Consider the following 11,984-nt stretch of genomic DNA (forward strand, 5'->3'; position numbering starts at 1 on the left):
AATAACGAAAATGCAAGCAATAGCTTTTTTGTAATATTCATCGACTCTCCGACCCTCTTCACAACCGCCAAAAGCACTCTATTTTAAAGTCCTTTTATTTTTGCGTCCTGCCAACAATATCGACAATAAAACCGCATACTTTAGTGATCGCGGTATCTTCTTCGCAAAGAAACAGGAAATATTGTTTAATATTAATAAAACTTAACATTCAAAACGGATTAAATGACAACACTTATGAAAAAAGGGTCAGGAGAAGTGGAATAAATAATGGAATGAATCGATTAACAGACTCCCGCCAGCATGAGCGGGAGCCCCCGGCAACAACTTAGTTAGGGCATTTATAGACCTGCGCATTCATTTCGCTGGCGGTCGGGACAAAACTGGATAAGAAACCCTGTGTCGGGCTGGAAACGTTATAAAGAACGTTGCCGCCCATCGCCGCCGCCTGGTTGCGCAACGCATTCGCCGCAGCGCGCATTGAGCCACCCTCTTCACCATGCTGGCCAGAGAGCCAGTTGCTCTGCGAGCCGGTGGCGGTGCCAAGATACTGGCACTGTGCACCCGGTTTATCTTCCACAAAGCGTACGCCTTGCCCTGCGGCGCTTAGTTCACTACTACTGCTGCTGCAACCCGCTAACAGCAGCACACCGCCCATAATCCCAGCCAAACGTTTTACGTACATGTTATTCCCCATAATCAATGAGCTGGACGCATGCCGCCCGTGTGTAAACCTTATACTAAAAAGATGACTAAAAGAAAAACATACTCAGCATAAGCCGCACAAATCGCGGAAAATAATTGCAGCAAAAGCGATCGCAGACGGTAAGACTGAAGAAGTAACAATGCTGACAGGCTTTCTGACTGGCGGCGCTTCAACGTAGCCGTGCTGGTTGAGGTTTACGTTTCCCACACAGTGTTGCGCCTTTTTCTCACCGCCAGCGCTTATCGCCTCAAACAGAACCCGGAGATGAATACAGCGTGTTGAGTGATTATATATCAACCAATAATTGACAATAAAATAATATGCCTGGTAACGAAGAAAAAAATAACAAGCACATCGTCTGAACCTGCAAACCGTAGCATGTTAAAAACATCGTCCTCATAATAATCCGATTAACCCATCGGTACAGGAAAATCATTGATAATATATACTAAAAAGACAACCTGACATCATCTTAATAATTACTTGAACAGAACTATCAATAAAATATTGATTAAAACCAGAACACCACCATTGCAATACTTTATGATAACTAAGATTATTAACTAATTCATTAGCGCAGGATAACTAAAACCATAATAAGTATCATTACACAAGGTACAGCTATGATACTTCTCATTAATTGCAAAATTCACACCAGACTCACCGATGACATTATCTGGAATAATTAAGTTAAAAGGGAGAGAAGCCATTTAACGCTGACTCGAACCAGCAGTAGATTGTTGACCTTCTCATTGAGAATAAAGGAAAAACCTTAACATACGATGATATCTTGAAAGCAGATCAGTGTAAAGATGGCCAGCATTTATCAAATAATATTTCGAATAAAATATTTTGCTGTCACTTAGAATGTGATCTAATTTCTGATTAGGTATTCAAGTTATTAAAAAATTCCCAGAACACGATTTTTTCTTAGCACGAATATAGATATTGTTGTCAATAAAGGATTAGCCAATAATAGAGCAAAGGCAGACGCACCGCGAATATGCAGAAACGGTAAAATACTTAGCGTTGTCGATATAGTTTGATGCGCATTCATGGGCAAAGCAGAAAAAAAGAGCGGGCAATGCCCGCTCCTTTATTTTTGTTGAACCCGCGACAGGTCGCCCTGTTCGCGCGTCCGGCAGCAATTACATCATGCCACCCATACCGCCCATGCCACCCATACCGCCAGCAGCACCTAAATCAGGCGCATCGCTTTTCGGCAGGTCGGTTACCATGCACTCGGTAGTGATCATCAGGCCAGCAACGGACGCCGCGTACTGCAGAGCAGAACGGGTCACTTTGGTCGGATCCAGGATACCCATGTCGATCATGTTGCCGTACTCTTCGGTCGCTGCGTTGTAACCGTAGTTGCCGTCGCCAGCTTTTACAGTGTTTGCCACGACAGACGGCTCTTCGCCGCAGTTCAGCACGATCTGACGCAGCGGTGCTTCCATTGCGCGCAGCGCAACTTTGATACCGACGTTCTGATCTTCGTTCTGGCCTTTCAGCTCAGCAATTTTGCTTGCTACGCGGATCAGTGCAACGCCACCGCCAGCAACCACGCCTTCTTCAACGGCAGCACGGGTCGCGTGCAGCGCATCTTCAACGCGTGCTTTTTTCTCTTTCATTTCAACTTCAGTTGCTGCGCCAACTTTGATAACGGCAACGCCGCCAGCCAGTTTAGCTACGCGCTCCTGCAGTTTTTCACGATCGTAATCGGACGTCGCTTCTTCGATCTGCTGACGAATCTGGTTTACCCGACCCTGGATTGCAGCTTCTTCACCCACGCCATCAATAATGGTGGTGGTGTCTTTGTTGATCACAACGCGTTTAGCCTGGCCCAGATCTTCCAGGGTGGCTTTTTCCAGTTCCATACCGATTTCTTCAGAAATCACGGTACCACCGGTCAGGGTTGCAATGTCCTGCAGCATAGCTTTACGACGATCGCCGAAGCCCGGTGCTTTAACAGCCGCGACTTTCACGATGCCGCGCATGGTGTTAACCACCAGCGTTGCCAGCGCTTCGCCCTCAACGTCTTCAGCGATGATCACCAGCGGTTTGCCTGCTTTCGCAACGGCTTCCAGAACCGGCAGCATTTCGCGGATGTTGGAGACTTTTTTATCAGCCAGCAGGATGAACGGGCTTTCCAGTTCTACTGCGCCAGTTTCCGGCTTATTGATGAAGTAAGGAGACAGGTAGCCACGGTCGAACTGCATACCTTCAACCACGTCCAGTTCGTCCTGCAGACCAGTACCGTCTTCAACGGTGATCACGCCTTCTTTACCGACTTTATCCATCGCTTCCGCAATCAGTTTACCCACGGTTTCGTCGGAGTTTGCGGAGATAGTACCTACCTGAGCGATAGCTTTAGAATCAGAGCACGGTACAGACAGTGCTTTCAGTTCTTCAACCGCAGCAGCGACAGCTTTGTCGATACCACGTTTCAGATCCATCGGGTTCATGCCCGCAGCAACGGCTTTCAGACCTTCAGTAATGATTGCCTGCGCCAGGACGGTTGCGGTGGTGGTACCGTCGCCCGCAGCGTCGTTCGCTTTGGAAGCTACTTCTTTCACCATTTGCGCGCCCATGTTTTCGAACTTGTCTTCCAGTTCGATTTCACGTGCTACGGAAACACCATCTTTGGTGATGGTCGGTGCACCGAAAGATTTATCCAGAACCACATTACGGCCTTTCGGACCGAGGGTAACTTTCACTGCATCTGCCAGAACGTTTACGCCGCGCAGCATTTTTACACGGGCGTCGTTACCGAATTTTACGTCTTTAGCTGCCATTTTCTCTTTCCTTAAATTCGTTCAGGTTCGCGCGCGTTGTTACGCTTCAACAATTGCCAGGATGTCACTTTCGGACATGATCAGCACTTCTTCGTTGTCGATCTTTTCAACTTTCACACCGTAACCATCGTTGAAAATCACGATATCGCCCACTTTCACGTCCAGTGGTTGAACGGTACCGTTTTCCAGGATGCGGCCCTTACCGACAGCGATGATTTCGCCACGAGTTGATTTACCTGCTGCAGAACCAGTCAGAACGATGCCGCCAGCAGATTTGGATTCAACTTCTTTACGTTTGACGATCACACGATCATGTAACGGACGAATACTCATTGATAGCTCTCCTTTGAGAAAGTCTTTATCAGTTATGGATAGCGCCGGGCCGCAAACGGTTCTCCGGCTGGTGACCAGAGAGATGGGGTTAGCTATTTCTCCCTTCAAGGGGGAACAACAAAAAAAATTTATGAAATCGCACTTATCCACTAAACCGGGAAGATCCCACTATTGCTGGCAGACGCTGGCGCAGCCATAAGTAAAACCGATTGTGATAACATCAGTGCACCTGATGACCAACAGACAACGACAATGAGTGAATTAAAACAGGAGCTGGGGCTGGCGCAGGGCATTGGGTTGTTATCAACATCTTTGCTCGGCACTGGTGTATTCGCCGTACCCGCGCTGGCAGCGCTGGCGGCAGGCGACAGCAGCCTGTGGGCATGGCCGGTGCTCATTTTACTGGTATTCCCGGTGGCGATTGTGTTTGCGTTACTTGGCCGTCATTTCCCCAGCGCGGGTGGCGTCGCCCACTTTGTCGGTCTGGCGTTTGGCCCGCGGCTCGAGCGGGTCACCGGCTGGCTATTTCTCTCGGTGATCCCGGTCGGGTTACCGGCTGCCTTGCATATTGCCGCAGGCTTCTGGCAAGGCATGTTTGGCTGGCAAGGGCCGCTATTACTCATGGCTGAGCTTGGCACGCTGATGCTGATTTGGTTTATCGGCACGCGCGGCGCAGGTTCCAGCGCTAATTTGCAGTCGCTTATCGCCGGGCTGATTGTGGCATTAATCGTCTCTATCTGGTGGCGTGGAGGCATCACCTTCCGCGATATTCCTTTCCCGCCGCTACCGCAGGTGTCGGTTTCCTTGATGTCAGCATCCCTGGCGGTAATGTTCTGGTGTTTCGTCGGTCTGGAGGCTTTCGCCCATCTGGCTTCGGAATTCAAAAACCCGGAGCGGGATTTCCCGCGTGCGCTGATGATTGGCCTACTGCTGGCGGGTTCGGTCTACTGGGCCTGTACCGTGGTAGTGCTGCACTTTGATGTCTGGCGCACGCTCAGCGCAGCGGCATCGCTTCCGGCGATCGTTGTTGAACTGTTCGGTAAACAGGCGCTATGGATAGCCTGCATTATTGGCTATCTGGCCTGCTTCGCCAGTCTGAACATTTATATCCAGAGCTTTGCCCGGCTGGTGTGGTCGCAGGCGGCATATAAGCCCGAGAGCGCGCTGGCAAAGCTCTCTAAACGCCAGTTGCCAGTGAATGCGCTCAACGCCGTGCTGTTTTGCTGCATGGTATGCACTATCGCCATCTACGCTTTCAGCATTAATCTGGATACGCTGATTATCTACGCCAACGGAATTTTTATCATGATTTACCTGCTGTGCATGCTGGCAGGTTGCCGCTTGCTGAAGGGGCGCTATAAAGCGCTGGCGATAATCGGCAGCGCACTGTGCCTGTTACTGCTGGTAATCCCTGGCTGGAAGAGTTTGTACGCGGTGATCATGCTGGCCGCGCTGTGGCTGTTGCTGCCGAAGCGCCGCACCACAACGATCCGCCCCGTGCAGCCGTAAAAAAGCCCGGCGGCCTTCGAAAAGACCTCACCGTGAGGACAGAAACCGTCCACCGGACGTGGTCACTCCAGGGTGCCGGGTATCAACGTTAGTGGTCGTCTTTATTGTCCAGCCGATTACGCTGATCGTCTTTGCGCTGATACTCGCCTTCAAATGTCTGGCCCGTATCTCCTCCCGTCGAAAAGCCGTCGCCCGACATCCGCGAAAAGCGCAGATGCGGCATTAGCTTCAGCGTCAGGTGTTTTTGCACTGGCGGCAACAGCAGCAGCAGGCCGAGGAAGTCGGTAAAAAACCCCGGCAGCACCAGCAACAGACCAGAAATGATCAGCGATACGCTTTTGATCATCTCCGCTGCCGGGCTTTCACCTGCCGCCATTTTTTGCTGCATCAACATGAAATTCTTAAAGCCCTGGTTACGCACCAGCGACATACCAATCACTGAGGTAAAGAGCACGAGGATGAGCGTCATCAGGACGCCAAAAACATGAGCAACCTGAATAAAAATCGATATCTCGATGTAGACGTATAAGAAAAAAGCAACAAACGGTATCCAGCGCACTGGCTTCTCCTGTGAAAAAAACAGACGCCCTGTGGCGTCTGTCAGTAAGGGTTTGCGAATCGCATAATCCTGAGATGGCGGCAGATCGAAAAAATTCAATTTCCATCGCGATGTAAAGTTTTGTCTGTTACGAAGCGGTGACACATTTCACATATTATTAATAATGATGCATTCGCGAGGATAATAAGTGATCGAGATTACGGCATTTGGCCATACCCAGCATATAATCTCGGGCATCCGACCGATTAAGGGCATAATCGTCGGTCGAAAAAGACACATATCCACATAAATACTATGTGTTTGGTGTATTCATTCGTAGCTTGCAAAAGAAGGTTCACATGTTAAACAACATTCGTATCGAAGAAGATTTGTTAGGTACCAGGGAAGTGCCAGCGGATGCCTATTATGGCGTGCATACTCTGAGAGCGATTGAAAACTTTTATATCAGCAACAGCAAAATCAGCGACATCCCTGAATTTGTCCGTGGCATGGTAATGGTAAAAAAAGCGGCAGCTCTGGCGAACAAAGAACTGCAAACTATTCCTAAAAATATCGCGAACGCTATCGTTGCCGCATGTGATGAAGTCCTGAACAAGGGCAAATGCATGGATCAATTCCCGATAGACGTTTATCAGGGCGGCGCGGGTACGTCCGTCAACATGAACACCAACGAAGTGCTGGCCAATATCGGGCTTGAGCTGATGGGCCACCAGAAAGGCGACTACCAGTTCCTCAACCCGAACGATCATGTTAACAAATGCCAGTCCACGAACGATGCCTACCCTACCGGGTTCCGCATCGCAGTGTATGCCTCCATCGTTAAGCTGATTGATGCCATCAAACAACTCGGTGAAGGTTTTGAGAACAAAGCCGTAGAGTTCAAGGATATCCTGAAAATGGGCCGCACCCAGTTGCAGGATGCAGTGCCGATGACACTCGGTCAGGAATTCCATGCCTTCAATGTGCTGCTGATTGAAGAGACTAAAAACCTGCTGCGCACCGCTGAATTGCTGCTGGAAGTGAACCTCGGCGCTACCGCCATTGGTACTCGCCTCAATACGCCGGATGGCTATCAGCACCTGGCGGTGCAGAAACTGGCGGAAGTGAGCAACTTGCCAGTCGTTCCAGCGGAAGATCTGATTGAAGCCACCTCCGACTGCGGCGCGTACGTGATGGTACACAGCTCGCTGAAACGTCTGGCGGTGAAACTCTCCAAAATTTGTAATGACCTGCGTCTGCTCTCCTCCGGGCCGCGCGCCGGGCTGAATGAAATTAACCTGCCGGAGTTGCAGGCGGGTTCGTCGATCATGCCAGCCAAAGTCAACCCGGTGGTGCCGGAAGTGGTAAATCAGGTGTGCTTTAAAGTGATTGGCAACGATACCACCGTCACCATGGCCTCCGAAGCGGGCCAGTTGCAGTTGAACGTGATGGAGCCAGTGATTGGCCAGGCAATGTTTGAGTCGATCCATATTCTCACCAACGCCTGCTACAACCTGCTGGAAAAATGCGTCAACGGCATCACGGCCAACAAGGCAGTGTGTGAAGGCTACGTCTATAACTCTATCGGCATCGTAACCTACCTCAACCCATTTATCGGCCATCACAACGGCGATATCGTCGGCAAGGTTTGCGCCGAAACGGGGAAAAGCGTACGGGAAGTGGTGCTGGAGCGAGGACTGCTGACGGAAGCGGAACTGGATGATATTTTCTCCGCCCAGAACCTTATGCACCCGGCTTATAAAGCGAAGCGCTACACCGATGAAAGCGAACAGTAATTCCGGTGGATAGACCAACAAAAGGCACGTCACTCGCGACGTGCCTTTTTTCTTATGGGCAGTAACTAAAATATAACAATCCGATATCACTTAGGTAAACAAGGAAGCCAACTATGTTTGCAGCAGAGCTTGTCCTCGTCTTATTAGCCATCTACCTGGGCGCCCGGCTTGGCAGTATCGGCATTGGGTTTGCGGGTGGCCTTGGCGTTCTCATCCTGACCTTGTTCTTTCAAATCCCACCAGGCGCCATTCCCTTTGACGTCATCGAAATTATCATGGCCGTTATTGCTGCTATCGCCGCGATGCAGGTGGCGGGCGGCATGGATTATCTGGTGAGCCTGGCTGAACGCATACTGCGTAGCCATCCGAAGTACATCACCTTTCTTGCGCCGCTGGTCACCTGGTTTATGACTATTCTTGCCGGAACCGGGCACACGGCATTCTCCACACTGCCGGTGATTACCGAAGTGGCGAAAGAGCAAGGAATTCGCCCGTCGCGTCCGTTGTCGATTGCCGTGGTCGCCTCACAAATCGCTATCACAGCCTCGCCTATTTCTGCCGCCGTGGTCTTTTTTGCCGGTATCCTTGAACCGCTGGGTGTCAGTTACCTGACGCTGCTGGCGATCTGTATTCCTGTCACGCTGATTGCCGTGATGATCACCGCCGTGGTGTGTAACTTCCTCGGCTGCGAACTGAAAGACGATCCTGTGTACCAGGAGCGTCTGGCGAAAGGTGAAGTAAGGCTGCGCGGTAACCAGGTATTTGACCTGAAACCCCACGCTAAACGCTCGGTGCTGCTGTTCCTGATTGGCATTGTTGCGGTGATGCTGTACGCCACTGCAATCAGCCCAACCGTAGGGCTGATCACCCACCCGGTACTGCCGCGTAACGAAGCGATTGTAGTGTTCATGCTGACCATCGCGACTCTGATTTCGCTGACCTGCAAAATCGATACCAGCGAAGTGCTGAACGCCAGTACGTTTAAATCGGGTATGAGCGCCTGTATCTGCGTGCTGGGTGTCGCCTGGCTGGGTGATACGTTTGTGAAGCACCATATTGAAGATATCCAGGTGGTTGCCGGTGACTTATTGCATAACTATCCGTGGCTGCTGGCGGTAGTACTGTTTTTCGCCTCGACACTGCTCTACTCGCAGGCGGCAACTACCAAAGCGCTAATGCCTGCCGCGCTGCTGCTGGGCGTTTCACCGTTGACCGCCATTGCATCGTTTGCAGCGGTCTCCGCGCTGTTTGTATTGCCCACTTACCCTACGCTGCTGGCGGCGGTAGAGATGGACGATACCGGCTCAACGCGCATCGGCAGGTTAGTGTTTAACCACCCGTTCCTTATTCCTGGCGTGATCGCCATTACTCTGTGCGTCATTCTGGGCTTCATCTTTGGCGGTGTTCTGTTGTAAAAGTCCTTAAAATCGGGTCGCCCGGCGGCCCGATTCTTTTCTTCAGCGTGGTATAGTCGGTACTTTCTCTGCTACGAGGTTGACGATGAACACGCCTGATGCCGTTGTTGTACTCTGTACTGCCCCGGATGAAGCTACTGCCCAGGATCTGGCCGCCAAAGTGCTGGCCGATAAGCTTGCCGCCTGTGTCACTATTCTGCCGGGTGCAACATCGATGTATTACTGGGAAGGTAAACTGGAGCAGGAGTACGAAGTCCAGCTACTGCTGAAAACTGACGTTGCGCATCTGGAAGATCTTTTCGCCTGCATTAAATCACACCACCCGTACCAGACCCCAGAACTACTGGCTTTGCCCGTTACCCACGGAGATTACGATTACCTCTCATGGCTCAACGCATCCTTACACTGATCCTGCTGCTGTGCAGCACATCCGCCTTTGCCGGCTTATTCGACGCGCCAGGTCGTTCCAGTTTTGTCCCTGCCGACCAGGCGTTTGTTTTTGATTTTCAGCAGCATCAGCACGACCTTACGCTCAACTGGCAGGTGAAAGAGGGTTACTACCTTTACCGCCAACAGATTCGCGTCACCCCGGATCAGGCCCGCATTGGCACACTGGCGTTGCCAGACGGGGAGACGCATGAAGATGAGTTCTACGGCAAAAGTGAGATCTACCGCCAGCAGCTCACGCTACCGATTGAAGTTACGCAGGCGACGAAAGGTGCGACGCTGACGGTGACTTATCAGGGTTGTGCGGACGCCGGATTTTGCTATCCGCCTGAAACCAAAGTCGTGCCGCTGATGGAGGTTACCGCCGCGCAGGCCACCGCGCCAGCACCCGCAGCAAAGTCGGTTACAGCAAACAACACTCCTGCGGCCTCGCTGCCTTTTTCTGCACTCTGGGCGCTACTTATCGGTATTGGTATCGCGTTTACCCCTTGCGTACTGCCGATGTATCCGCTGATTTCCGGCATTGTTCTGGGCGGCAAACAGCGCCTGTCCACCACGCGCGCACTGCTGCTGGCGTTTATCTACGTACAGGGAATGGCGCTGACGTACACCGCGCTGGGGCTGGCCGTTGCCGCTGCCGGGTTATCATTTCAGGCAGCATTACAACATCCTTACGTGCTGATTGGGCTCTCTGTGCTCTTTAGCCTGCTGGCGCTGTCGATGTTCGGCCTGTTTACCCTACAACTGCCGTCCGCACTGCAAACCCGTTTAACGCTGTGGAGTAACCGCCAGCAGGGCGGCTCGCCTGGCGGCGTGTTCGCCATGGGCGCAATAGCGGGGCTGATTTGTTCACCCTGCACCACTGCGCCACTGAGTGCCATTCTGCTCTATATCGCCCAGAGTGGTAATCTATGGCTCGGCGGCGGCACACTTTATCTTTATGCACTAGGAATGGGTTTACCCCTGATCCTGGTAACGGTGTTCGGCAATAGACTGCTGCCAAAAAGCGGGCCGTGGATGGAGCAGGTCAAAATCGCCTTTGGTTTCGTCATCCTCGCCCTGCCCGTCTTCCTGCTGGAGCGCGTGCTGGGCGATACATGGGGATTGCGGCTGTGGTCGCTGCTGGGTCTGGCGTTTTTTGCCTGGGCGTTCATTGCCAGCCTCCATGTGACGCGCCCGGCAATAGGTGTCGTGCAAATTGCTCTGCTCGGCGCTGCACTGGTGTGTGCTCGTCCGTTGCAGGACTGGGTATTTGACGTGCCCACAGTACAGGCGCACTCACCGCTGGTATTTACCCCAATCCAGACCGTTGATGATCTGAACAAAGCACTGGCGCAGGCAAAAGGTCGGCCGGTAATGCTGGATCTTTATGCAGATTGGTGCGTAGCCTGTAAAGAGTTCGAGAGGTACACCTTCAGTGACCCGCAAGTGCAGGCGTCGCTGAAAGAGAGCGTGTTATTGCAGGCCAACGTGACGGCGAACAACGCGCAGGATGCCGCGCTGCTGCGCCAGTTGAATGTGCTTGGTCTGCCGACAATCCTCTTTTTTGACGCGCAAGGCGTCGAGCAGCCCGCTAACCGGGTGACCGGTTTTATGAATGCGGCAACCTTTGCCGCGCATTTGCGCAATCTCACCCCTTAAACAACACTGTTTGGGTGAGCTAGCTTCAGATAACGGAGGACAGCACCGTGCAACGCGAAGATGTTTTGAGCCAGACTTTGCAATTACTTGAGCTAAAAGGGATTGCCGAAACCACTCTTGAAATGGTTGCCGATCGCATTGACTATCCCCTCAATGAGTTGCGCCGTTTCTGGCCGGATAAAGAAGCCCTGCTCTATGACGCGCTGCGTTATCTGAGCCAGCAGGTTGATGTCTGGCGCAGACAGCTACTGCTGGATGAGACACTGACTCATGAGCAGAAGCTGCTGGCGCGCTACGGAGCGTTAACTGAATGCGTCAGCAACAACCGCTATCCCGGCTGTTTGTTTATCGCCGCGTGTACTTTCTTTCCCGATCCTGGACACCCAATCCATCAACTGGCGGCTCAGCAAAAGCGTGACGCCTACGACTATACACATCAGTTGCTAACGCAGCTGGAAGTTGACGATCCGACAATGGTGGCTAAGCAGATGGAGCTGGTGCTGGAAGGTTGTCTGAGCCGGATGCTGGTTAATCGCAGCCAGGCCGATGTCGATACGGCGCAGCGGCTGGCGGAAGATATTCTGCGTTTCGCCTGTTGCCGTCAGGGCGGCGCGTTAACCTGATTTCGCTGCACAATTACCCTTTTTGCCGCAAACTTGAGCAACCGGATAGCATTTTTTGAAATAAGGTTGACGCCTTAAGACGATTAGGGTTTAATGCGCCCCGTTGCCCGGATAGCTCAGTCGGTAGAGCAGGGGATTGAAAATCCCCGTGTCCTTGGTTCGATTCCGAGTCCGGGCACCACTT

General features: G+C 51.9%; 10 protein-coding genes and 1 tRNA gene. 7 read left to right on the top strand and 4 right to left on the bottom strand.

The window, feature by feature from the left end; translation table 11 throughout:
• Window positions 1-325 precede the first annotated feature (325 nt).
• The 3 genes from GA0061070_RS13330 to GA0061070_RS13340 all read right to left on the bottom strand — a co-directional run bounded on the left by GA0061070_RS13330 (window position 326) and on the right by GA0061070_RS13340 (window position 3,831).
• On the bottom strand, window positions 326-682 hold the full coding sequence (locus tag GA0061070_RS13330) for a DUF4156 domain-containing protein (protein WP_007372711.1): 357 nt from the start codon (window positions 680-682) through the stop codon (window positions 326-328).
• Window positions 683-1,851: 1,169 nt separating this feature from the next.
• Window positions 1,852-3,498 (bottom strand): chaperonin GroEL, encoded by a 1,647-nt coding sequence (gene groL, locus GA0061070_RS13335; RefSeq protein ID WP_090136586.1) that lies wholly within the window; start codon window positions 3,496-3,498, stop codon window positions 1,852-1,854.
• 39 nt (window positions 3,499-3,537) lie between these two features.
• Window positions 3,538-3,831: a co-chaperone GroES gene (locus GA0061070_RS13340; protein WP_090136587.1), complete on the bottom strand. Its 294-nt coding sequence runs from the start codon at window positions 3,829-3,831 to the stop codon at window positions 3,538-3,540.
• A gap of 252 nt (window positions 3,832-4,083) precedes the next feature.
• Between GA0061070_RS13340 and yjeH the strand changes: the two genes are divergently transcribed.
• Window positions 4,084-5,340 carry an L-methionine/branched-chain amino acid transporter gene (yjeH, locus tag GA0061070_RS13350; RefSeq protein WP_090136589.1) on the top strand — a complete coding sequence of 419 codons (1,257 nt, stop codon included), beginning with the start codon at window positions 4,084-4,086 and terminating at the stop codon, window positions 5,338-5,340.
• Between the two features lie 88 nt (window positions 5,341-5,428).
• Here yjeH and GA0061070_RS13355 read toward each other — a convergent pair whose 3' ends face one another.
• A complete protein-coding gene (locus tag GA0061070_RS13355) occupies window positions 5,429-5,899 on the bottom strand; it encodes an FxsA family protein (RefSeq protein ID WP_208598172.1) in 471 nt (156 codons plus the stop codon).
• Between the two features lie 338 nt (window positions 5,900-6,237).
• On the opposite strand from GA0061070_RS13355, the gene aspA reads away from it, so the two are divergent.
• The 6 genes from aspA (at window position 6,238) to GA0061070_RS13385 (ending at window position 11,981) form a co-directional block, all read left to right on the top strand.
• On the top strand, window positions 6,238-7,674 hold the full coding sequence (aspA, locus tag GA0061070_RS13360; RefSeq protein ID WP_090136590.1) for an aspartate ammonia-lyase: 1,437 nt from the start codon (window positions 6,238-6,240) through the stop codon (window positions 7,672-7,674).
• A gap of 113 nt (window positions 7,675-7,787) precedes the next feature.
• Window positions 7,788-9,089 carry an anaerobic C4-dicarboxylate transporter gene (locus GA0061070_RS13365; protein ID WP_090136591.1) on the top strand — a complete coding sequence of 434 codons (1,302 nt, stop codon included), beginning with the start codon at window positions 7,788-7,790 and terminating at the stop codon, window positions 9,087-9,089.
• A gap of 85 nt (window positions 9,090-9,174) precedes the next feature.
• Window positions 9,175-9,498 (top strand): divalent cation tolerance protein CutA, encoded by a 324-nt coding sequence (cutA, locus tag GA0061070_RS13370; RefSeq protein ID WP_090136592.1) that lies wholly within the window; start codon window positions 9,175-9,177, stop codon window positions 9,496-9,498.
• Window positions 9,474-11,177 (top strand): protein-disulfide reductase DsbD, encoded by a 1,704-nt coding sequence (locus GA0061070_RS13375; RefSeq protein ID WP_090136593.1) that lies wholly within the window; start codon window positions 9,474-9,476, stop codon window positions 11,175-11,177. Before cutA ends, GA0061070_RS13375 begins: the two co-directional genes overlap by 25 nt.
• A gap of 47 nt (window positions 11,178-11,224) precedes the next feature.
• Window positions 11,225-11,800, top strand: a complete 576-nt coding sequence (locus GA0061070_RS13380) for a transcriptional regulator (RefSeq protein WP_090136594.1) — start codon at window positions 11,225-11,227, stop codon at window positions 11,798-11,800.
• Window positions 11,801-11,905: 105 nt separating this feature from the next.
• A tRNA-Phe gene (locus tag GA0061070_RS13385) sits at window positions 11,906-11,981 on the top strand.
• Window positions 11,982-11,984: the final 3 nt, after the last annotated feature.

Source organism: Kosakonia oryziphila (genome assembly GCF_900094795.1).
GTDB lineage: Bacteria > Pseudomonadota > Gammaproteobacteria > Enterobacterales > Enterobacteriaceae > Kosakonia > Kosakonia oryziphila.

Coding starts and splice junctions, on each gene's coding strand:
- GA0061070_RS13330 (WP_007372711.1), bottom strand. CDS start 682: ATGTACGTAAAACGTTTGGCTGGGATTATGGGCGGTGTGCTGCTGTTA.
- groL (WP_090136586.1), bottom strand. CDS start 3,498: ATGGCAGCTAAAGACGTAAAATTCGGTAACGACGCCCGTGTAAAAATG.
- GA0061070_RS13340 (WP_090136587.1), bottom strand. CDS start 3,831: ATGAGTATTCGTCCGTTACATGATCGTGTGATCGTCAAACGTAAAGAA.
- yjeH (WP_090136589.1), top strand. CDS start 4,084: ATGAGTGAATTAAAACAGGAGCTGGGGCTGGCGCAGGGCATTGGGTTG.
- aspA (WP_090136590.1), top strand. CDS start 6,238: ATGTTAAACAACATTCGTATCGAAGAAGATTTGTTAGGTACCAGGGAA.
- GA0061070_RS13365 (WP_090136591.1), top strand. CDS start 7,788: ATGTTTGCAGCAGAGCTTGTCCTCGTCTTATTAGCCATCTACCTGGGC.
- cutA (WP_090136592.1), top strand. CDS start 9,175: ATGAACACGCCTGATGCCGTTGTTGTACTCTGTACTGCCCCGGATGAA.
- GA0061070_RS13375 (WP_090136593.1), top strand. CDS start 9,474: ATGGCTCAACGCATCCTTACACTGATCCTGCTGCTGTGCAGCACATCC.